The 21,443-nt window shown below is 73.7% G+C and carries 17 protein-coding genes, 1 tRNA gene and 1 pseudogene; 6 read left to right on the top strand and 13 right to left on the bottom strand.

What is annotated here, in order from left to right; translation table 11 throughout:
- Window positions 1-167: 167 nt before the first annotated feature.
- The 7 genes and pseudogenes from pheA to ACSUPT_RS14235 all read right to left on the bottom strand — a co-directional run bounded on the left by pheA (window position 168) and on the right by ACSUPT_RS14235 (window position 7,922).
- Window positions 168-1,106: a prephenate dehydratase gene (gene pheA, locus ACSUPT_RS14265; RefSeq protein ID WP_351966123.1), complete on the bottom strand. Its 939-nt coding sequence runs from the start codon at window positions 1,104-1,106 to the stop codon at window positions 168-170.
- Between the two features lie 238 nt (window positions 1,107-1,344).
- On the bottom strand, window positions 1,345-2,592 hold the full coding sequence (gene efeB, locus ACSUPT_RS14260) for an iron uptake transporter deferrochelatase/peroxidase subunit (protein ID WP_365730693.1): 1,248 nt from the start codon (window positions 2,590-2,592) through the stop codon (window positions 1,345-1,347).
- 7 nt (window positions 2,593-2,599) lie between these two features.
- Window positions 2,600-4,669: a FixH family protein gene (locus tag ACSUPT_RS14255; protein WP_436944534.1), complete on the bottom strand. Its 2,070-nt coding sequence runs from the start codon at window positions 4,667-4,669 to the stop codon at window positions 2,600-2,602.
- A gap of 109 nt (window positions 4,670-4,778) precedes the next feature.
- A pseudogene (locus ACSUPT_RS14250) lies at window positions 4,779-5,243 on the bottom strand (copper chaperone PCu(A)C); the annotation flags it as partial.
- Window positions 5,240-5,884: an SCO family protein gene (locus ACSUPT_RS14245; RefSeq protein ID WP_351966186.1), complete on the bottom strand. Its 645-nt coding sequence runs from the start codon at window positions 5,882-5,884 to the stop codon at window positions 5,240-5,242. The pseudogene ACSUPT_RS14250 and the gene ACSUPT_RS14245, both read right to left, overlap by 4 nt.
- 101 nt (window positions 5,885-5,985) lie before the next feature.
- Window positions 5,986-6,723, bottom strand: coding sequence for a YcnI family copper-binding membrane protein (locus ACSUPT_RS14240; RefSeq protein ID WP_436944533.1), 738 nt, complete (start codon window positions 6,721-6,723; stop codon window positions 5,986-5,988).
- A 413-nt stretch (window positions 6,724-7,136) separates the two neighbouring features.
- Window positions 7,137-7,922 (bottom strand): hypothetical protein, encoded by a 786-nt coding sequence (locus ACSUPT_RS14235; RefSeq protein WP_365726165.1) that lies wholly within the window; start codon window positions 7,920-7,922, stop codon window positions 7,137-7,139.
- A gap of 219 nt (window positions 7,923-8,141) precedes the next feature.
- Here ACSUPT_RS14235 and ACSUPT_RS14230 point away from each other — a divergent pair, with 219 nt between their 5' ends.
- Complete coding sequence (locus ACSUPT_RS14230) at window positions 8,142-8,588, top strand: ATP-binding protein (protein WP_351966117.1); 447 nt, start codon at window positions 8,142-8,144, stop codon at window positions 8,586-8,588.
- Between the two features lie 222 nt (window positions 8,589-8,810).
- Here the strand turns inward: ACSUPT_RS14230 and ACSUPT_RS14225 are convergent, their stop codons facing one another.
- On the bottom strand, window positions 8,811-10,274 hold the full coding sequence (locus tag ACSUPT_RS14225) for an aminopeptidase P family protein (RefSeq protein ID WP_351966116.1): 1,464 nt from the start codon (window positions 10,272-10,274) through the stop codon (window positions 8,811-8,813).
- 179 nt (window positions 10,275-10,453) lie between these two features.
- On the bottom strand, window positions 10,454-11,983 hold the full coding sequence (locus tag ACSUPT_RS14220) for a PP2C family protein-serine/threonine phosphatase (RefSeq protein ID WP_436946214.1): 1,530 nt from the start codon (window positions 11,981-11,983) through the stop codon (window positions 10,454-10,456).
- A 533-nt stretch (window positions 11,984-12,516) separates the two neighbouring features.
- Between ACSUPT_RS14220 and ACSUPT_RS14215 the strand changes: the two genes are divergently transcribed.
- Window positions 12,517-13,296 (top strand): bifunctional DNA primase/polymerase, encoded by a 780-nt coding sequence (locus ACSUPT_RS14215; RefSeq protein WP_351966114.1) that lies wholly within the window; start codon window positions 12,517-12,519, stop codon window positions 13,294-13,296.
- A 668-nt stretch (window positions 13,297-13,964) separates the two neighbouring features.
- On the opposite strand, the gene ACSUPT_RS14210 is transcribed toward ACSUPT_RS14215, so the two are convergent.
- The 3 genes from ACSUPT_RS14210 to ACSUPT_RS14200 form a co-directional block, all read right to left on the bottom strand.
- Window positions 13,965-14,936 (bottom strand): DUF5926 family protein, encoded by a 972-nt coding sequence (locus tag ACSUPT_RS14210; RefSeq protein WP_436944532.1) that lies wholly within the window; start codon window positions 14,934-14,936, stop codon window positions 13,965-13,967.
- Window positions 14,937-15,006: 70 nt separating this feature from the next.
- A complete protein-coding gene (locus tag ACSUPT_RS14205; RefSeq protein ID WP_436944530.1) occupies window positions 15,007-15,699 on the bottom strand; it encodes an ATP-binding protein in 693 nt (230 codons plus the stop codon).
- 47 nt (window positions 15,700-15,746) lie between these two features.
- The gene (locus ACSUPT_RS14200; RefSeq protein WP_361654127.1) at window positions 15,747-16,562 is read right to left on the bottom strand and encodes a glycerophosphodiester phosphodiesterase; all 816 of its coding nucleotides are present in this window, start codon (window positions 16,560-16,562) and stop codon (window positions 15,747-15,749) included.
- Window positions 16,563-16,779: 217 nt separating this feature from the next.
- Between ACSUPT_RS14200 and ACSUPT_RS14195 the strand changes: the two genes are divergently transcribed.
- On the top strand, window positions 16,780-18,264 hold the full coding sequence (locus ACSUPT_RS14195; RefSeq protein ID WP_436944529.1) for a trypsin-like peptidase domain-containing protein: 1,485 nt from the start codon (window positions 16,780-16,782) through the stop codon (window positions 18,262-18,264).
- A 157-nt stretch (window positions 18,265-18,421) separates the two neighbouring features.
- A tRNA-Ser gene (locus tag ACSUPT_RS14190) sits at window positions 18,422-18,506 on the top strand.
- Between the two features lie 213 nt (window positions 18,507-18,719).
- Here the strand turns inward: ACSUPT_RS14190 and ACSUPT_RS14185 are convergent.
- Window positions 18,720-19,151, bottom strand: a complete 432-nt coding sequence (locus ACSUPT_RS14185; RefSeq protein ID WP_351966109.1) for a hypothetical protein — start codon at window positions 19,149-19,151, stop codon at window positions 18,720-18,722.
- 412 nt (window positions 19,152-19,563) lie between these two features.
- Between ACSUPT_RS14185 and ACSUPT_RS14180 the strand changes: the two genes are divergently transcribed.
- Both ACSUPT_RS14180 and ACSUPT_RS14175 read left to right on the top strand, forming a co-directional pair.
- Window positions 19,564-20,346, top strand: coding sequence for a DUF817 domain-containing protein (locus tag ACSUPT_RS14180; RefSeq protein WP_436944527.1), 783 nt, complete (start codon window positions 19,564-19,566; stop codon window positions 20,344-20,346).
- Between the two features lie 480 nt (window positions 20,347-20,826).
- Window positions 20,827-21,372: a SigE family RNA polymerase sigma factor gene (locus tag ACSUPT_RS14175; protein ID WP_351966107.1), complete on the top strand. Its 546-nt coding sequence runs from the start codon at window positions 20,827-20,829 to the stop codon at window positions 21,370-21,372.
- Window positions 21,373-21,443: the final 71 nt, after the last annotated feature.

Below are 21,443 nucleotides of genomic sequence, written 5' to 3'. Positions count from 1 at the left end.
GTGGCCTGGGCGGCCGCGTCGACGCCGCCGGCCACCCGCCTCCACGCGGCAGTACGCGACCTCGGGCCCCGCGGCCGTCCCGGCCGTACGGGACCGCGGCCGTCCCGGCCGTACGGGACCGCGGCCGTCCCGGCCGTACGACCTCCGCCGTCCCGGCCGTACGGATCTCAGGCGCCGCGGCCGTCCTGGCAGCGCGCCAGCCAGTCGGCCGCCGCCGTGAAGTCCGCGTCCGACGTGCCGGGCCGCGGCCCCCGCACCTCTTCGGCCGAGACACCGGCCCGCGGATACGAACCGAGGAAACGCACCTTCGGACAGATCCGCTTCAGTCCCATCAGCGCCTCACCCACCCGCCGGTCCGAGACATGGCCCTCGGCGTCCACCGCGAAGCAGTAGTTGCCGATTCCGGCGCCCGTGGGACGCGACTGGATCAGCATCAGGTTGACGCCGCGCACCGCGAACTCCTGGAGGAGTTCCAGCAGCGCGCCCGGATGGTCGTCCCGCAGCCAGATCACCATCGACGTCTTGTCCGCGCCCGTCGGCGCCGCCGGCCGCGCAGGCCGTCCCACCAGCACGAACCGCGTCTCGGCGTTCTCCGCGTCGTGGATCTCCGTGACCAGCGCCTCCAGACCGTACGTCGCCGCCGCGAACTCCCCCGCGAACGCCGCGTCGTACCGGCCCTCCTGCACCAGCCGCGCCCCGTCCGCGTTGGACGCGGCCGACTCCCAGACCGCCTCCGGCAGATGGGCGCGCAGCCAGTTGCGCACCTGCGGCTGCGCCACCGGGTGCCCGGTCACCGTCTTGATGTCGGACAGCTGCGTGCCCGGCCGCACCAGCAGCGCGAACGCGATCGGCAGCAGCACCTCGCGGTAGATCATCAGCGGTCTGCCGGACGCCAGCTCGTCGAGCGTCGCGGTCACCCCGCCCTCCACCGAGTTCTCGATCGGTACGAGCGCGGCCGCGGCCTCCCCGTTCCGTACGGCGTCCAGGGCGGCGGGTACCGACACCATCGGCACCAGCTCGCGCGTCGCGGCTTCCGGCAGCGTCCGCAGGGCCGCCTCGGTGAAGGTGCCCTCGGGGCCGAGGTAGGTGAATCGCGTGGCCGACATACCGGTCAGCCTAGTGCGCCCGGCACCCGCCGGGCGCCCGCCGCCCAGCCCGTGGACGCCGCCCCGGCACCGCGGCACCGGACCCCCGCCCGGCCCCCCTGGCCCGCCCCCGCGGGGGCCGCGCGCCGGGCCGCCGCCACGCCGCCGTACGGCCCCGAGCGGCGCCGCCCGCGCGTCTCCGCCGCCCGGGGCCCGACGCCTCTACCCACCCGGAGCAGGCCCGGCGCCCGCGCGGGCCTCATGCCTCCAGCAGCCGCTGCCCCACGTACTCGCCCTCCGCCGGTCCGCCCGGCACCGCGAACAGGGCGCTCGACTCGTGCCGGATGAACCGCGACAGCGCGTCGCCCCGGTCCAGCTTCCGCTGCACCGGCACGAATCCCTTGCGCGGATCCGCCTGCCAGCAGATGAACAGCAGCCCCGCGTCCGGGGTGCCGTCCGGGCCGATCCCGTCGTGGTACGAGAACGGGCGGCGCAGCATCGTCGCGCCGCCGTTCTGCTCCGGCGCCGAGATCCGCGCGTGCGCGTCCGCCGGGATCACCGGCTTGCCGTCCGGGCCGAGCTTGTCGAGGTCGGGCTCCGTCGTCTCCGTACCGCCCGTCAGCGGGGCGCCGTCGGACTTCCGCCGGCCGATCACCGCCTCCTGGTCCTTGAGCGGCAGCTTCTCCCAGTCGTCCAGCAGCATCCGGATGCGCCGCACCACCGCGTACGAGCCGCCCGCCATCCACGGCTGGGCGCCGCCCGGCGCGACGAAGACATGCCCGTCGAAACCGGGGTCGGTCGGCTTCGGGTTGCCCGTGCCGTCGACCTGGCCCATCAGGTTGCGGGCCGTCATGGGGTGCGCGGTCGCGCCGGGCGAGCGGTTGAAGCCGTTCATCTGCCAGCGCACCTTCGCCGCCGCGCCCGCCTCCCGCTGCACGGTCCGCAGCGCGTGGAACGCGACCAGCGCGTCGTCGGCGCCGATCTGCACCCACAGGTCGCCGCCGGACCGCTTCGGGTCGAGCCGGTCGGACGAGAACACCGGCAGCGGCTCCAACTGCTCCGGACGCCGCGCCACCAGGCCCGTACGGTCGAAGAAGGACGCGCCGAAGCCGAAGGTGACCGTCAGCGAGCACGGACCGGCGTCCCGCGCCACCCCGCCGTCCGAGTCACCCGCCGGCTCGCCGGCCATCAGCCGCTCGGCCACCGCCGACCAGCGCCGCATCAGCGCCACGGCCTCCTTGCGGCCCGCGCCCGGCGCCAGGTCGAACGCCACCAGGTGGCCGCGCGCCTGCGAGGGCTGCAGGATGCCCGCCTGGTGGGTGCCGCGGAACGGCACCCGCGCCGAGCCCACCGCCGTGAGCGCCGGCCCGCCGTCGCCGTCGCCGCCGAGCGCCGCGTACCCGGCCGCACCGCCCGCCCCGCCGAGCGCGAGGCCCGCCGCACCGGCGGCGCCCACGGTGCCGAGAAGCCGGCGCCTCGAGATCTCCAGGTTCCCGCTGTCGCTCATAGTCAGGTCAACCGATCTTCACGTTCTTGTCGATGGTGGTCTGGTCGATGTCGGACGTGCGCACCGTCACCCGGAGACGCCAGTCGCCGGGCATGGGCAGCTGCGCCGAGCGCGCCGTCCAACGGCCTGCGGCGTCCCGTTCGAGCGGGACCGGCAGCGGTCCGATCTCCTGGGCGTCGAGCGTGAACGACACCTTCAGCTCGGCCACGTCGCGCGGCTTGCCGTCCGCCCCGTCGACGGCGACCCGCAGCGTGTTGCCCCCGGACCGGCCGGGGTCGAGGTTCAGCCGGACGGTGCCCGTGCCGCCGGGGCCGCCCGTGTCGAACGGGAGGCTCACGTCGACGGGCCGGTCCGGGACGGCGGTCGCGGTGGCGGCCCGCATCCGGTCGGTCTGCTCCTGGGTGCGGGCCGGCTCGGTCGCGGTGAGCGCGGTGGTCACCGCGAGCACCACCACCACGACCGCCGTCTCGGCCAGCACCGACCTGCGCAGTCCCGCCCGCGCGGGGTCGGCGTCCCGTACCCGCCGCTTGCGGGCGACGGCGACGGCGGCCCGCTGCCGGGCGAGCTGCGCGGCGCGCACCGGGTCGGCGGCGGCCGCGGGGTCGGCGGTGGCCGCGGGGTCGGCGGTGGCCGCGGGGTCGGCGGTGGCCGCCGGATCGGCCCCCTCGCCGTCCGTACCCTCCGGACCCGGGCCGTCCGTGGCCTCCGGGGCCTCGCCGGGCCGCTGTTCGTCCGAGGGGACGCGCACCGTCTCGGCGAGCTGCCGCGTCCAGCGGCGCGAGATCCAGCCGACGCCCAGCAGGACGGCGACGAGCCCCAGCTTCACCAGCAGCAGCCGCCCGTACGCCGTCCCGGTCAGCGCCGTCCAGGTGCCGACCTGCCGCCACGACTGGTACAGCCCCGTCACCGCCAGCACCGCGACCGCGCCGAACGCCAGCCGCGAGTACCGCTCGACGGCGTCCCGCTCGATGGACGGCTCCCGGTACAGCGCGACGACGAGCGCCGCCAGTCCGCCGAGCCAGACGGCGACGGCGAGCAGGTGCACCACGTCCAGCGGCATGGCGAGCGCGGTCTGCACCCCCGTCGACGCGTGCTCCGACAGCGCCCAGGTCCCGGCGATCCCGGCCGCCACGATCGTCCCGCCGACCGCCAGCCCGTACACGAGGTCCCGCCGGTCGCCCGGCCCCTCGCGCCGCGCGTACGGTCCGAACAGCACCGCCACGAACAGCGCCGACGCACCGGCGAGCAGCAGCCGCGAGGTCAGCGCGGCGCCCGTCTTGGTGTCCAGCACACCCTGGAGCACGCCCAGGTCGAAGGCGTCGCCCAGCTCCCCCGACCCGGTGTACGGGCCGCGCAGCATCAGCAGCGCCAGCGTGGCCGCGGTGAACGTCACCCAGCCGTAGGCGACGAGCCGCTGCACCGGCCGGACGGAAGCGCCGCGCGGCCAGCAGACCAGTACGAACGCGCAGCCGCCGACGAGGACGGTGAAGCCCGCGTACGACACGTACCGCCCGATGTCGTAGAGCCGCCCGACGAGGCCGCCGCCCGGTTCCTCCTTCGGCAGGACCACCTTCGTCGCGGAAGGCTTCCCGATGGAGAAGCTGAACGCCCCGGAGATCGGGTGGCTGTCCGCCGAGACGGCCTGCCAGGCCACGGTGTACGTGCCGTCCGGCAGCCCGTCGCGCAGGTCCACGCCGTACTTGACGACCGAGCCGCTGCACAGGTCCCGCAGCTCCCCGGAGTCGGCGCGCTTCCCGCTGGGCTCCAGGACGCGGATGCTGTCGTCGCCGAGCGCGACCTGCTCGGAGAAGGTGAGCGTGACGCGCTGCGGCGCGGTGGCGACCACCGCCCCGTCCGCCGGGTCGCTGCCGGTCAGCGCGGAGTGCGCGGACGCCGCGCCGGAGAGCGCGGTGCCGAGCAGAGCCGCGGTGAGCAGCAGCAGCGCCAGGAGCCGGGGCGCGATGCCCCGGCGCGCCGACGCGCCGCGCGCCGATACGCCGTGCGGCGAAGCGGGGCGGGCCGGTACGGGGCGCGGCGGGCGCGTGGGGGCTCCCGGGCGGGGGGCGATGGCCGTCATGGTCGTTCCTCTGCGCTCAGTGCCGTGTGGCGTGTTGCTCGTGCCCCGGCGGCTGGTGCTGGTGGGGGCTCGCCCCGCCGTGCTGCGTGTGCTCCCCGGAGCCGCCGGACCGCTGCGGGTTGTGGGTCCTGGCCTCGACCGGGACCTCGACCGCGATCGGGCCGGACTCCTTGAAGCGCAGCTCGATCCTGACCTTGTCGCCCTTCTTCGGGGTGCGCTTCAGCTCCATGAACATCAGATGGCTGCCGCCGCGCTCCAGCCGCAGCTCGCCGTGCGCCGGCACGTCGAACGACTCGACCTGCCGCATCTTCTGGTCCTTCGTCTCGTGCAGCTGCACGTCGTCGGACAGGTCGCTGGTGACGGAGGTGAGCGTGTCACCGGTGCCGCCGGTGTTGGTGACGGTGAGGAAGCCGCCCGCCATGCCGGCGTTGACCGGCTCCGGGATGAAGGCCCCGCTGACCTTCAGCCGCGGTGCGCCGTCCGCCGGGTCGGCGGACGAGCAGCCGCCCAGCGCCAGGCCCGCGGTGAGCGCGAGCGCGGCGGCCAGGACGGCGGAGGTGGTGCTGCGGGTCACGGGTTCTCCCCACGGATGAGCTTGGGCAGGTCCTTGGCGTACTCCTCGACGGTGGTGTTCTCGCCGTAGACGACATAGCCGCGGTCGGTCTTCGGCGAGAACGCCATGACCTGGGCGCCGTGCATCGAGACGATCTTGCCGTCCTTGTCCTTGGACGGCGGGTCGATGCCGATGCCGAGCTGGCGGGCGCCGGCCTGGATCTTCGCGAACTCGCCGCTGAGGCCGACGAAGCTCGGGTCGCCCGCGGACGGCAGCCACTTGGCGAGCTCGGCGGGCGTGTCGCGCTCCGGGTCGGTGGTGACGAAGACGACTTCGAGCTTGTCCCGGTCGGCCTTCGGCAGCTGCTTCATCGCCTCGGCGAGGTTGCTCATCGTCAGCGGGCAGACGTCGGGGCAGTGCGTGTAGCCGAAGTAGACCAGGGTCGGCTTGCCCTTGGTACGGGCCCGCAGGTCGTACGGCTTGCCGGTGGTGTCGGTCAGCACGAGGTCCGGCTTGTCGAAGGGGCGGTCCAGGACGGTGCCGGGCTTGCCGGCGTCGGGCGCCACCGACACATCGGCGACGGGGCTGCTGCCCGAGTCCGACTGGGGGCCGCACGCGGAAAGGGCCAGGGCGGACGCGGCGGCGAGCGCCGCGGCGATCATCCGCGTGCGCCGGGCCGGCCGGAGGGACCGCGTGGCGTGGAGGACAGTGCGCATCACGTGTTCTCTCGAATCAGTAGGGGGCGGGAGAGGGGCGTGGCGGCTCAGGCGGAGCGGCGGCGGCCGGCCAGCACGCCGTAGGCGATGCCGACGGCTCCGACCAGGATGCCGACGACACCGAGGACCCGGGCGGTGGGGTCGCTCACATCGGCCGGGGCCGCCTCGGTCTTCGACGCGTTCCCGTCGGCGGGCCGGGTCCCGGCGGCCGCGGGCTTGGCGCCGTGGGCGCTGTCCCCGGCGGCGGTGAGCTTCAGCACGGGCGCGGGGGAGTCCGGCTCCGCCGCGCCTTCCTCGGGCACCTCGATCCAGCGCACGACCTCCTTGTTGTCGTACGTCTGGAGGGCCTTGAAGACGAGCTGGTCGGCGTCCTCGGGCAGGCGGCCGAGCGACACCGGGAACTGCTGGAACTGGCCGGGTCCGATCTTCGAGCCGCTCGCCGTCCAGGTGATCTTGGAGGGGGCTTCGGTGATCTTCTTGCCGTGCAGGTCCAGCGGCTTGGCGAGCTTCGCCTTCTCGACCGTGACGGTCCAGCCGGGCACGGGCTGCGGCATCACGGACGCCACGGGGTGGTCCATGGGCAGCGTGACCTCGAGCTTCACGGTGGAGGCGTTGTCGCGCTCGTTGGGCACCTTGAAGTTGACCGTGGCGTAGCCGCCCTTGGCGGCCTCACCCTGCGGCTGCACGGTCACATGGGCGTACGCGGCCGAGGACAGCAGCAGGACGGAGGAGACGGCGGTCCCGCCGACGAGGGCGAGACGCGAGGACAGACGGGTGGTGTTCATGTCGGAGGACTCCACAGGTACGGAGAAGCAGGGGGGACACGGGCGCGCGGACTCGCGGGTCAGTACGGGCCGGCACCGCCGTTCCGCTCAGGGGCGCCGTCCACGCCACGACGCAGGCACCGTCCGCGCACGTCCGAGGACCGGGGGCGCCGGCACGCGGGCGCGCCGGGCACTTCCGGGTACGCCGCGTACGCGGGCGCGTCGGGTCGTCGAGGGCGCGGGCGGGACGGCGGGCCGTGTCGGTCGGGGGCGGCGGTCGTGCCGTGTCGGCCGGACCGAGGACGGACCGGCCCGGGCGGAAGCCCTGAACCGGGTCGCGCCGGCCCGACGGCCGTCCGGGCCGTGTGGTCCGGGTCCGGCCGAGGCGGATCAGGCCGCGTCGGGGCCGGCCGGGCCGGGGAAGCGGGGCGGGCTCAGGCCGCGAGGGCGACGGGGGCCGGCGGGCCGCGCCTGATCACCGTGTGCTGGAGCGCCCCGGCTGCCAGGGCCCGCGGGCCGTCCTCCCGTGCGCGCGCCGCCCGGGGCCCGGCCGCGAGCAGCGACCGCGCCCCCGCCAGCAGAAGCCCTACAAGGACGAGAGCCGCCCGCAGCGCCCGTACGAGCGCCTCCTCGGCGGCCGCGAGGGCGCCCCGCGCCGTGAGCCCGGCCAGCCGCGACAGGCGCAGCAGGGCGAGGTCACCGCGACGCAGCAGCCAGCCGGCGGGAAGCGCGGCCAGAAGGTGGGCCAGCACCATCGACAGGCTGGGAAGGACCAGCTGGTCGACGGGGCCCGTGGCGATCGGGGCCGTACCGGCGGCGGTCGCCGGGTCGAGACCCGCGGCCGTGACGATCCGGTGCGCCTCGTCGGCGGTGATCGGCTTGACCGCCCCGCCGCCGCACACGAACCGGGCGGCGGTCCGGATCAGCGCGTCACTCGCGGGGCCTCCGGTGCCGGCCGGGGCGGCGTGCTCCTGCCCGATCCCGAAGACGGTGTGGAGGGCCAGCTGTCCACCCGCGAGGGCCGCCGTGATCGACGGCAGCGAGCGCTCCCGCCCGGTGAAGGGCAGGGCCAGGACGACAAGACCGGCGAAGCCGACGGTCAGCGTCCACCACGGAACCGCCTGGCCGGCGGCGAGGGAGTGCCCCAGCGCGGACAGCACGACGCAGACCGCGGCGAACACCGCGGCCCTGAGCAGCCGTGGACCAAGGGGGACAGACATGGCCGGGCCATCATCCCACCACGCCCGCACGGCCCCCACGGCAGGTCCGGTACGTCGCCTTTGGCGGCGGAATCCCGAAAGCGCCCCGTGCGCGCTCATACCCCGGCGTCCGGGGCAAGCGCATCCGCTGATCGAGGGATCGCGCGTCAACCCCATGCTTACGCGCCGGATATGGGGCAATACGTAACGGTACGTCGAGCGCGGCCAGGAGGCTGAGGCATGAGCATCTGGTGGTCCCTCCATTTGCGGCGCGAAGCTGCGAGCGTCCCGCTCGCCCGACGTCTCCTCCTCGGGACCATGGAGACCGCGGGTGTCGACCCCGACACCTCCTACGACCTGTCCCTGGCGCTGGGCGAGGCCTGCGCCAACGCGGTCGAGCACGCCGGTGAGGGTTCCGCGGAGTTCCGGGTGACCGCCTACCTGGACGGCGAGAAGTGCCGCATCGAGGTGGCCGACTCCGGGCCCGGCTTCCCGCAGGAGCCGGTGTGCGCCTTCACCACGAGCACCGTGCCCGTCGACGCGGAGAGCGGCCGCGGGCTCCGGCTGATCGAGGAGCTGGCCGACCACGTCCACTTCGGCAACCGGGCGGGGCGTGGTGGCGCGGTGGTCGCCTTCGACAAGATCGTGAAGTGGCGGCCCGACGCGCCTGTCGCACTCACCACCTGAACCGGCGGCTCCCCGCGTCCGGTTTCACGTGAAACATCACCCCTCCGGGCGCGGGGCCGCATGGGGCGTGTTTCACGTGAAACATCCGGTCACGGGCGCCCGGCAGGCCGGTTCCCCTGTGACATCCGACGGTCAGGGGCCCGCGAGGCCGGTTTCACGTGAAACATCCCCTGCCGGAGCAGCTCCGGCAGGGGATGTCCATGGTCGTCGCCGACAGGCAGGTCAGCCCTTCAGGCTCGCCATCCACGCCTCGACCTCGTCGGACCGGCGGGGCAGCGCGTCCGACAGGTTCCGGTTGCCGTCCTCGGTGACCAGGATGTCGTCCTCGATCCGGACGCCGATGCCCCGGTACTCCTCCGGCACGGTCAGGTCGTCCGCCTGGAAGTACAGGCCCGGCTCCACCGTCAGGCACATGCCCGGCTCGAGCGTGCCGCCCACGTACGCCTCGGTGCGCGCCGCGGCGCAGTCGTGGACGTCCATGCCGAGCATGTGGCCCGTGCCGTGCAGGGTCCAGCGGCGCTGCAGGCCCAGCTCGAGAACGCGCTCGACCGGCCCCTCCAGCAGGCCCCACTCGACCAGCTTCTCGGCGAGGACGCGCTGCGCGGCGTCGTGGAAGTCGCGGAACGCGGCACCCGGCTTGACCGCCGCGATGCCGGCCTCCTGCGCCTCGTACACGGCGTCGTAGATCTTCCGCTGGAGGTCGGTGAACGTGCCGGAGATCGGCAGCGTCCGGGTGACGTCGGCGGTGTACAGCTCGTTCGTCTCGACGCCCGCGTCCAGCAGGAGCAGGTCGCCGGGGCGGACCGGGCCGTCGTTGCGCACCCAGTGGAGGGTGCAGGCGTGCGGGCCGGCGGCGCAGATGGAGCCGTAGCCGACGTCGTTGCCCTCGACGCGGGCGCGCAGGAAGAACGTGCCCTCGATGTAGCGCTCCGAGGTCGCCTCGGCCTTGTCGAGGACCTTGACGACGTCCTCGAAGCCGCGCGCGGTGGACGCGCACGCCTTCTCCAGCTCGGCGATCTCGAACTCGTCCTTGATGAGGCGCGCCTCGGAGAGGTAGACCCGCAGCTCCTCGTCCCGCTCGGCGGTGACCTTGTCGGTGAGCGCCTTCTCGATGCCCGCGTCGTAGCCGCGCACGACCCGCACCGGGCCGGTGGCCTCGGACAGCTTGCCGGGCAGTTCGCGCACGTCGTCGGTGGGGATGCCGTACAGCACGGCGGCCTCGCTCAGCGAGTGGCGGCGGCCCACCCACAGCTCGCCCTGGCCGGAGAGCCAGAACTCGCCGTTCTCACGGTTGGAGCGGGGCAGCAGGTAGAGCGTCGCGTCGTGGCCCTCGCCGTCCTTCCGGGGCTCCAGGACCAGGACACCGTCCTCGGTCTGGTTGCCGGTGAGGTACGCGTACTCGGTCGCGGCGCGGAAGCTGTATTCGGTGTCGTTCGCCCGCGTCTTCAGATTGCCCGCGGGGATCACCAGGCGCTCGCCGGGGAAGCGGGCCGAGAGGGCGGCGCGGCGCGCGGCCGTGTGGCCGGCCTGGGCGATCGGCTGCAGGTCGCGCAGCTCGGTGTCGGCCCAGCCCGACTTCATGTTCTCGGCGAGCTCGTCGGAGACGCCCGGGTACAGGCCGTTCTTGCGCTGCTTGATCGGCTCTTCGTCGCTTTCCGGGGTTTCCGGAGTGAGCTCTTCGGCCACGGGTCCGCCTCCTTCAGGTACGACACTGAACCCCTGACCCGGGTCGGGACCCGGGTACGTCCACCATCGTACGGGCGTACGTAAGGACGCCCAGAGGGAAAGCTCCTGTCCGTCCGCACGTGACCGAAAGGGCCCGCCGCGCACGGCGGGCCCCGCGGCGGCCGGACGGCCCCGTCCGCCTAGTCGAACCGGGCGGCCAGCATGACCACGTCCTCGTCGTCGTCCCGGTCCGCGGCGTCCTCCCCGGCGGCGAGCACACGGCGCAGCACGTGGTCCACGACGGACGCGGGGTCGTCCCGGTCGGCCTTCGGGACGGTCGCCGCCGCCGCGTGCAGCCGGGTGAAGGCGCTGTCCACGGATCCGCCCATCCGGCGCAGCAGGCCGTCCGTGTAGAGCAGCACCGTTTCTCCCGGCTCCACGTCGAGGTCGACGCTCGGCGCCTCCCAGCAGGCGAGCATGTTCAGCGGTGCCGACAGCGAGGTCTCGACGTACTCGGTGCGCCGGTCGCCGACCACGAGCGGCGGCGCGTGCCCCGCCCCGGCCAGGACGATCCGCCGCCGCGCAGGTTCGGCGTACGCGAACAGCGCCGTCGCCGAGCGCGCCGGCTCGGTGAGCCGCAGCAGCAGCTCCAGGTCGGACAGGACGGCGACCGGGTCCTCGCCCTCCATGACGGCGTACGCGCGCAGGGAGGCCCGCAGCCGCCCCATCGCGGCGACGGCGCCCGGTCCCGTCCCGCACACCGAGCCCACCGCGAGGCCGAGCGCGCCCTCCGGCAGGGGCAGGGCGTCGTACCAGTCGCCGCCGCCCAGCGTCCCCGCGACCTGGCGGGCGGCCATCCGCACGCCGGGGACGCGCGGCAGCCGTGTGGGCAGCAGCTCCTCGGTGAGGGCGGCGATCTCGGCCCGGCCGCGCTCCAGCTCCAGCAGCCGGGCCAGGTGCCCGGAGGCGAACTGCCCGTACAGGCCGACGAGATGGCGGCGCCTGCCGTCCGGTTCGGCGGGCTCGTCGTACAGCCAGACGGCGGCGCCGAGGCGGCCGTCCCCCTCGGTGGTGAGCGGCACGGCGTAGCTGGCGGCGAAGCCGAGGCGGGCGGCCACCTCGCGGTGGCGGGGGTCCAGGTGCTCGTCGCCGAGGAGGTCGGGGACGGCGACGGCGCCGGGCGCGGCGGTGGGGGTGTCGGCCGCGCCTTCGGCGCCGTGGTCGTGCGGGGTGCGCCGGTCGGCGAGCGACGGGCGGGGCTCGGGGAGGGGCCCGCCCGGCAGGCCGTCGAGGAGGCGGCCGTAGGAGGTGGCGCTGCGCGGGACGGTCTCGATGGTGCCGAGGTCGGCGTGGGCGAGGCCGAGCCCGATGGTGGCGGTGGGGCCGTGGCCGTCGGCCGGTTCGAGTACGGCCATCCCGCGGCGGGCCCCGACCAGGGAGGCGCCGGCGCGCAGCAGCTCGCGCAGTGCCTCGTCGAGGGTGCCCGTACGGGCGAGGCGTTCGGTGAGTTCGTGGAGGGTCGTCAGATCGGAGACCCAGCCCGCCAGCCGGTCCTGGATCGGCGTTCCGGTTTCGGACGCCGCGGCGGGGATACCCGGACCGGGCGTCGCAGTGTGGGCAGGAGCAGGAACCGTAGGATCGATTCCGGCCACTTTCGGCACGTGAGGGGCGCTCATGGCAGCCGGCTTTCCGGCTGCTTCCCGTCGCTCAATAGCATCGCAAACCCCCATGTCAATCCGCATGTCATGCTGCGCCGCTATCAGTCATCCACATGTACACGTACACGTGAGGGGATGTCCAGCATTGTCCAGCGGGACGCGTGGTGTCTGTGCGATGCTGAACTTGGCCAAAAAATGGCCCCGATGGGGAGGTTTTGCGGTCGACTGAGCGCGTTCGACAAGGGGCACCGCCCGAGGCGACACCAAGCGGACTCGGGGGGCTGCGTCAATCCGAGCGGGCGGGGTACGTCATTCGGTGGAGACCAGGGGAAGTTGGGGCAGGCCCGGAACCCTGCGGGAAGCCCGGACGTCCTTTCCATCGAGGGCGCGCCCGTCTCGACGGTGCGGATAGCGCCCTGCGCGCGCCACTCCTCGCCACGCGTTCGACGGACTCAGCCGACGCCAGCCCCCACCGGTGTTGTCCCACCGCCCGGCATCCCCGCCGGCGGCCTCGGGCGGCGGTTCGCCGCCCCGTACGCACAGTGAAGTAACGCACACGTGTTGTGATGTGGACCTCGGCGTTCAACGGAAAGGAACGAGCGCTCATGCGCGAGATCCTCGGAATGCGACGCAGGCTCCGGCTCGGGCGCAAGAAGGAGCCCGCCCTCCTCGACGCGGCGCTGCGCTGCGCCACCGAGTGGCACTGGCCCGTACTCCCCGGCGTGGGGCTCAAGGCGACCAAGGCGGCCAAGTCGACGAAGGCGGCGAAGACGACCCGGTCGGCGAAGGCCGCCAGGACCGGCAAGGCCGCCAAGGCGGCGAAGACCGGCGGTGCGCCGGGCGGCCCGGACGACCGGGTGCGCGCCTGCGCCTGCCCCGACCCCGAGTGCGTCGTCCCCGGCGCGCATCCCTTCGACCCCGGCCTGCTCGCGGCCACCACCGACGCGCGCATGGTGCGCTGGTGGTGGACGAACAGGCCGGACGCCCCCGTGCTGCTCGCCACCGGCGGCCGCGCCCCGTGCGCGGTGAGCCTCCCGGCCGTCGCCGCGGCGCGCGCCCTGGCCGTGCTGGACCGGCGAGGTCTGCGCCTCGGCCCCGTGGTGGCCACGCCGACGCGCTGGTCGCTGCTGGTCGCCCCGTACTCCCTGGAGCGGCTCGGCGAACTGCTGTACGTGAAGGACTGCGTGCCCAGCTCGCTCCGCTTCCACGGGGACGGCGGCTATCTGGTGCTGCCGCCGTCGGAGACCGGCACGGGCGGGGTGCGGTGGGAGCGCCCGCCGACACCGGGCGCCACCCCGTGGCTGCCCGATGTGGAGGCGGTTCTGGACGCGCTGGTCGAGGCGAGCACGGGCGCGCCCGGCGGCGGCAGCCGGCTGCGGTACTGAAAGGGCCCGGCCCGGCAGTTGCTGTTCACGGCCCGCCGCCCTGGTCGGCGGGCCGCCGTACGGCACCACGCGAAGGCGTACTGCGGCGCGGACCCGGTCGGAATCCTCACCTCCGGCCGGAAATCCGCGCTGCACGTGCTTATGGCCGAAACTGACGACCCGTCGGATGCCGCCTCCAGCGCGCTCGGAGGGCCCGGAGGCGAGGGCCGTCGCGGCGCGGCGAGCGGCGCACCGGCAGACGCGGAGTCGTACTCTCACCCGTCCGGCGCAAGGGGAGCCACACCTGCCGGGCGGCGATCGGGGCGCGTCCGCGGTGGTGAAGGGCCTGCGGGCGGGGCATCGCGGCGCCGGAAGATCCGATTCCGCGGAAATGGAAGAACCCGGTCGCTGGCGACGGGGGATGCACCAGCGACCGGGCTTCTAGAACGGTAACAAGAGATCGGCGGTTCGCAAATTCGATCTCTCTTATTCGGACAGCGACTTACCAGCGGGTAAGGAATCGATAAAGAACCGGCCGACTCGGCCGCCGACACCCGGTGGCCCCGCAACCGGGTCCCGCCGAGCGCCCTCGGCCGCCCCCGCGCGCCGCCGCCGCGCTCCGACGGGGGCGGTCGGCCGCGCCCCGGCGACAGCTCCGCGCACCGCCGTCCCGCCGTCCGCGGCCGTCGTCAGCTGAGCGTGACCTGACGGTTGGTCAGGCCGCCGCGCGCCCGCCGCTCGTCCGCCGTGAGCGGAGCGTCCGACGCCAGCGCGTCCGCGAGCCGCTGCGCGAACTCGGCCGCGGGCTTCTCGCAGTCGTCCGCCGACATGGAGCTCGGCAGGTCCCACACCGGGACGACCAGGCCGTGCGCCCGGAACGATCCGACCAGGCGCGTGTCCTCACCCAGCGACGACGTCCCCGCGGCGTGCAGCCGGGCGAGCGCGTCGAGGAGCTTCTCCTCCGCGTGCGGCATGACCCAGCGCAGGTGGTTCTTGTCCGGCGTCTCGCACCAGTACGCGGCCTCCACGCCCGGCAGCTTCACCGTCGGGATCGCGGCCTCGTTGGCCCGCTCCAGGGACGCGGCCACCTCGGGCGACGCGCCGTCCGCCGACTCCGGCACCCAGAACTCGAAGCCCGTGTGGACGACCGGCGCGAAACCCGCCTCCAGATCGAGCAGGTCCTGCAGCCGCGGCCCCTCCGCCGGCACCCGCCGCGCGGCGACCGGCGTACCCGGCTCGGCCTCCAGAGCGCGCTGCAGCGTGTCCGCCAGGTCGCGGCTCAGGTCGCCGGAGGACGTGTCGTTCTGCAGCGCCAGCAGCACCGAGCCGTCGTCGCGGCGCAGCGCCGGCCACGCCATCGGCAGCACCGTCGCCAGCGTGACGGACGGCACGCCGTCGGGCAGCCCGCCCCTCAGGTGCAGCGGCGCGGTCGCGGCCGGCACCAGCTCGCGCAGGGCGACCCAGTCGCACTCGCCGGGCAGGCCCTCGAAGGGGCGCTGGACGAGCTCGGTCACCGCGTGCGCTGCGGCCCGGCCGTGGCAGGCCTTGTAGCGGCGGCCCGAACCGCACGGGCAGGGCTCACGGGCGCCGACGACCGGCACCTCCCCGTTCGTCACCTGCGGTGCGCCGGCGGCCTTCTTCTGGGGGCGCTTCTTGGCCATGGGTGGGTCTCCCGTTGGAACGCGGTCGTCTGTCGGCCGCGAGCCTAGCCGTACGGGAGGGCCGCGAGCCTCAGGCCAGGTCGTCGTAGGCGTCCAGGAACCCCAGATCGCCCACCAGCGGCGCCGCGCCCGCACCGGCCACCCGCGCGGGACGGGTGCCGTTCAGCCGGGGGAGGGCGGCTCCGGCCAGGCCGTCGCGATGCCCGGTGACGCGCGTAGCCACACCGTCGTGGCGCGTCGGCGCCCCCGTGACGAGGACCCACACCGTGACCTCGCCGGACGCGCCGTCCCGTACGCCCCAGTCCTGGGCGAGCGCATTGATGATGTTGAGCCCCCGACCGCCTCGCGCGGTGACCGAGGGCTTGGACGGAACCGGACGGGTGGGACCGCCCCCGTCGGTCACCTCCACGGTCAGGGCGCCGTGGGCGTCGACCCGCCAGGCCGCCCGCACGGCTCCCTCGCCGATCTCGGCGGAGTCCAGCGGCCTGCCGTGCCGGCAGGAGTTGCTGAGCAGTTCCGAAAGGATCAGTACGGCGTCGTCGATGACCGCTTCCGGGACGCCGCTGCGCCGCAGCTGCTCCCGCATCCGGGTCCGCGCCTCGCCCACGCCCGCAGGGCCATGGGGTACGGCCATGCTCGACGACGTGGGCACTTCCTGTGCCACCACCAACGCCACCCCCGAGACCTCCTTCGCCCCACGCCACGGTGTGAATGCCCTCATGGCCTGGACCGGAAACCGGCCAGTCCACATACAGTGACGCATTCGACACGGGCCGCCACGGAGCGAACGCGCCGGAGCACTCGGTGTGACTACTGGGACGTGCGGCCCAGCTGGGACAGGACCTGTTTGGGGCGGTTCGTGATGATGGCGTCCACTCCGATGCGGGCGCAGAGGTCCACGTCCTCCGGCGCGTCGACGGTCCACACGTGGACCTGGAGCCCGGCCTCGTGGAGGCGTTCGACGTACGTCGGGTGGTTGCGGATGATCCGGATGGACGGCCCGGCGATCCGCGCGCCGGCGGGCAGGCGGCCCTCGCGCACCCGGGGCGCGACGAACTGCGTGAGGTAGACGGTCGGGACGGTCGGCACGGCCGCCGCGATCCGGTGCAGCGACCGGGGCGAGAAGCTCATGATCCGTACGGCCGACTCGGCGGGCGCCGGCGGGTCGGCGAGGCCGAACCGGCGCAGCAGCAGGACCAGCCGCTCCTCCACCTGGCCCCGCCAGCGGGTCGGGTGCTTGGTCTCGATGGCCAGCTCGACGCGGCGGCCCGCGTCGGCGACGAGCTCCAGCAGCCGCTCCAGCGTGAGGACGGAGGTGTATCCCGGGTCGTCCCAGTCCGGGCTCTCGGGGCTGTCCTTCCAGTCCCGCCACGAGCCGAAGTCGAGGGCGGCCAGGTCGGCGAGCTCCAGCGCGGAGACGGCGCCCCGGCCGTTTGAGGTGCGGTTCACGCGGCGGTCGTGCACGCAGACGAGATGGCCGTCCGCAGTGAGCCGTACGTCGCACTCCAGGGCGTCCGCCCCGTCCTCGATGGCCTTCACGTAGGCGGCGAGGGTGTGCTCGGGCGCGTCCTCGGAGGCACCCCGGTGGGCGACGACTTGGATGGTGTGCTGGCGTGCGTGGGTCACCGCGTCATGGTGCCACCGTTCGCCCGGTGGACGGAGCCCGTCCGGTGCACTTCGGCCGCATCGAGGGCTGTCCGGATTGTCGGAGATAAAGGAGCGGTGGCGGCCGGGCGGGTCGCGCTTACAGTGGCCTGACGGGCGGTAGGAAAAGCTGAGTGCGTCAGAGTGCACGGCGGGCTCGTGGACATACGACGTGGATTGATACCGAGGAGATCGAGCTGTGAGCACCGAGAACGAGGGCACCGCGGTTCCGTCCGCCCCCGACGCCCCGTCCGCGTCCGCTCCGGAGGGCACCCCGGCGCACCCCACGGCGTCCACGCCCCCGGCCGGCGAGGCGGGACGCCCACCACACGCGCCGGACGCCCACGCGCCCGACGGGGCGGCTCCCGCCCCCGAGGCGCCGACCGCCGCCCACCCCGCGCCGCCCCCGCCCCCGGCGGCCCCGCCGTCCGTGCCGCCCGCCTACCCGGCGTACGGTGCGCCGGGCGACCCCCACGCCACGCACGCCACCCAGGCGTACGCCCACCCGCCGGCGTCCGGCGACGTCTGGGGCACGCACCCCGCGGCACCGGCGGCCCCGCGCAAGCGGCGCTCGGGCGGACTCGTCGCGGCGGTCCTGGTCGCGGCCCTCGCGGCCGGGGGAGTCGGCGGCGGCATCGGCTACTGGGCGGCGGAGCGCAACGACAGCGCCACCACCTCCACCACGGTCTCCGTCGGCGACACGCCCGCCGACTTCAAGCGCGACCCGGGCACGGTCGCGGCGGTCGCCGCCAAGGCCCTGCCGAGCGTCGTCACGATCGAGGCGAAGGCCGGCGGCGCCGAGAGTGAGGGCGGCACGGGCACGGGCTTCGTGTACGACAAGGAAGGCCACATCCTCACCAACAACCACGTGGTCGCGTCGGCCGCCGAGGGCGGCACGGTGACGGCGACCTTCTCGGACGGGCGGAAGTTCGACGCCGAGGTCGTCGGCCGCGCCCAGGGGTACGACGTGGCCGTACTGAAGCTCCGCAACGCCCCGTCGGGCCTGGCCCCGCTGCCGCTGGGCAACTCCGACAAGGTGCTCGTGGGCGACTCGACCATCGCGATCGGCGCGCCCTTCGGCCTGTCCAACACGGTGACGACCGGCATCATCAGCGCCAAGAACCGCCCGGTCGCCTCCAGCGACGGCTCGGGCGGCAAGAACTCGTACATGAGCGCCCTCCAGACGGACGCGTCGATCAACCCGGGCAACTCCGGCGGCCCCCTGCTCGACGGCCGCGGCGCGGTGATCGGCATCAACTCCGCGATCCAGTCCCCCGGTTCCGGCGGCATCGGCCAGTCCCAGGCGGGTTCGGTCGGCCTGGGCTTCGCGATCCCGATCAACCAGGCGAAGAACGTCGCCGAGCAGCTGATCAAGACGGGCGAGCCCGTCTACCCGATGATCGGCGCCACGGTGAACATGTCGGAGGAGGGTGAAGGCGCCACCATCGTCGAGGAGGGCACGGGCGGCACGCCGTCCATCACCCCCGACGGCCCCGCCGCCAAGGCCGGACTGCGCCCGGGCGATGTGATCACCCGTTTCGGCAACCGGATCATCGACAGCGGCCCCACGCTGATCAGCGAGATCTGGACCCACCAGCCCGGTGACACGATCACTCTGACGTACAAGCGCGGCGGCCAGGAGAAGCAGGTCGAGATCACCCTCGGCGAACGCAAGGGCGACTGAGCCGACGCAGCCCTCCCGCAAGGCGCCGGGCCCGGCGCGCCGCACCAGAGGACTGCGCGCCGCCGACGCCGCCGGGCGGGCCCCTGGCCGGCCTCACCCGCCGGCCCGCCCCAGCCGGTAGTCTGTAGCCCGCTCCGCGCAACACGAGTCGGAGCGGGGTGGGTTGCCCGAGCGGCCTAAGGGAACGGTCTTGAAAACCGTCGTGGCGCGAGTCACCGTGGGTTCAAATCCCACACCCACCGCAGTGGTCGGCCGGCGCCGGCCAGAAGGGGTGGCCCGAGGACGGGCCACCCCTTCGTCGTGTCCGGCGCAGGACGTCCCGACATGTAAGCGGCGCATACCTCCGGGAAATTGTTTTTCCCCGGCGAGTTGCTTTTCCGCTTCTGGCGGCTGGTTTCCGAAATCTAGAAAATTCCGGAAGCCTGCCGTTCGTCATGCGGTGTCCTCGGTGAGGATCAGCCCTTCAGGGACGCGTGCGCGACCGTGTTCGTGGGCCACCAGAAGTCAGCCGCTCCTGCCGTCGCGAAAGTACCCGTCCCCGCATTGGACGCCCGGTACGTCCAGCCCTTGTTCGCCTTGAGTGTGACGGTGGGCGTGCGGCAGGTGTTCACCTTGACGCAGGCCTTTCCCTTGGTCACGAACTGCTTCCCGTTGTTGCCGGAGAGCGCGATCGTGGGCCGCATGATCTTGATCTTCGCCTGCCTGCAGTCCTGCTGGGCGTAGGCCAGGACCTTGCCGGCGGACTTCCACACGTAGACCGTGTTGGTGCAGCCGTAGTACGTCTTGCCGGTGCCCTTGACGGGGGCCGCGTGAGCGGTCGTCGCCGACGCCATGACGCAGGCGAGGACTGCTCCGCCGATACCGAGGGCTCGCTTGAAGTTCTTCACTTGTCTCCCGTTTCCGTCGTGCCGCCGGTCCGCCCGGTCGATGTTCGACGGCCCGCGGCGATGACTCCGTGAAGTTATCCGAAGACATCGCGGCCGCTCAATGTATTTGAGCCTCCCGTGAGGTTGAGTGGAAAGTCGAATTATCAACGAATTTCTTCCGCCCAGAGACTCCGGTGGCCGAAGGAGATGAGGCGCAAGTGTGTTTCGGCGCAAGGGCGGTGACGGTGATCCGCGCGTAGGCGTGACATGCCGCCTCCGGGGGTGGGTGACCACCGGCCCCAGGCACCCGTCGCCCCGATACGGCGGCGCTACGCGCGGCGGCGTGTACCCCGCGCCTCGGTGACGCCCTCCCGGTGGAACCGGACCACACGCGGCGGAAACCCGCTGTGTCCTCCCGTGCGTCCTTCCCGCCATGGCCACAACCCGCTACGCCCTGCGGCAGCTCCTGCTGTTCGCGGTGCTCCAACTCCGCTGCTGCGCCTTCGCTCTCGCGCTCGTCGGCGGGATCGCCGTCTCGGCGCTGCTCCCGGAGCTGCCCGTGGCGCGGTACGACCTGGTGTTCGGGTACGGGGTGCTGCTGGCCGTGCTGGCGCGGCGGGTGGGATGGGACAGCGCGCGGGACACCGGGGTGATCGCCGCCTGCCACGTCATCGGGCTGCTGTTCGAGCTGGTCAAGGTGCGGCTCGGGTCGTGGAGTTATCCCGAGGACGCGGTCACCAAGGTCGCCGGGGTGCCCTTGTACGGCGGGTTCCTGTACGCCGCCGTCGGCAGCTATGTGTGCCGGGCGTGGCAGCTGTTCGACCTGCGCCTGAGCGGCTACCGGGCGACCGCCACCGCCGCCCTCGCCGCCGCGGTGTACGTCAACTTCTTCACCCACCACTGGCTCCCGGACCTCCGCTGGCCGCTCGCCGCCGGACTGCTGGTGGCGACCGCCGGGGTGTGGGTGCGGTTCACCGTCGGGGAGCGCCGGTACCGGATGCCTCTGGCACTGTCGTTCACGCTGATCGGCTTCTTCCTGTGGGTCGCCGAGAACGCCGCCACGTACGTCGGCGCCTGGAGCTACCCGCACCAACTGGACGGCTGGCAGCCCGTCGCCCTCACCAAGTTCGGGGCGTGGGCGCTGCTGATCAGTGTCACCTTCGTCCTCGTCGAGAGGGGGCGGCGGCGGGGCGGTGCCGGTCACGCTCCGGCGTGAACCGTCAGCGCCGGGGTTTATCGGGGGTCCTGTCACGCTTCAGTGGGATTGGCCCGACCAGTCCGGTTCGCCGGGGCGGACGTGGGAAGTCTTGAGCCGCGAAGGACACCGCCACCGCTTCCGGAGGTACGACATGCCAGGCACCCGCACCGCCCCCGGCCCCGCAGCCGCCGTCGTCGCCCGGCTGTCGCGGTCCCCGTCGCCGGTTCCGTGTGCGACCCGCTCGCCACCAGACGGGACGGCCCGGCCCGAGGGGTGAGGGGACGATGTGGAGTGACGATCCGCGGCTCGCGCACCGGTACGGCGGTACCGGGCGCGGGCCGCGCGTCGTTTCCGCCCCGGCCGCGACCCTGACCACGTGACCCCCTCCCCTCCACCTTCAGGAGGTGGGGCCTGCACCACCCCTACAACCTGAGGGGGACACCGTTTCGGGACCTGGGGGCGATCCCCGTGCGGGTGCCCCGCTCCTAGCGTGGTCGTATGACCGCGACTACTGGCCCCGTCTGTGCCGGAGCCTCCACGGCCGCCACCGCCTACCCGTCCTTCTCCTCGTACGTACGGGCCCGGGGGCCCGTCCTGCTGCGCACCGCGCGCTCGCTGACCGCCAACCCGTGCGACGCCGAGGACCTGCTGCAAACCGCCCTCACCAAGACCTACGTGGCCTGGGAGCGCATCGAGGACCACCGCGCCCTCGACGGGTATGTGCGCCGCGCCCTCGTCAACACGCGGACCTCGCAGTGGCGCAAGCGCAAGGTGGAGGAGTTCGCCTGCGACGAGCTGCCCGAGCCGTCCGGGCCGCCGGAGCCGGACCCGGCCGAGCGGCAGGCCCTGCGCGACGCGATGTGGCGCGCGGTCATGCGGCTCCCCGACCGGCAGCGCGCCATGGTCGTGCTCCGGTACTACGAGGACCTCAGCGAGGCGCAGACGGCTGCGGTGCTCGGCGTGTCCGTGGGGACGGTCAAGAGCGCCGTCTCCCGTGCGCTCGGCAAGCTGCGGGACGACCCGGAGCTGGCGCCGGTGCGGTGAGGCCGCCACTGCCTCTGCGGTGACGTCGGCGACCGGGAAACACGGAGCGGACTGAAGTGGGGATGCCTGGT

Source organism: Streptomyces sp. SudanB25_2051, from assembly GCF_964272635.1.
Lineage (GTDB): Bacteria > Actinomycetota > Actinomycetes > Streptomycetales > Streptomycetaceae > Streptomyces.
The sequence above is the reverse complement of the archived record's forward strand: the minus strand, read 5'-3'. Positions and strand labels throughout refer to the sequence as shown.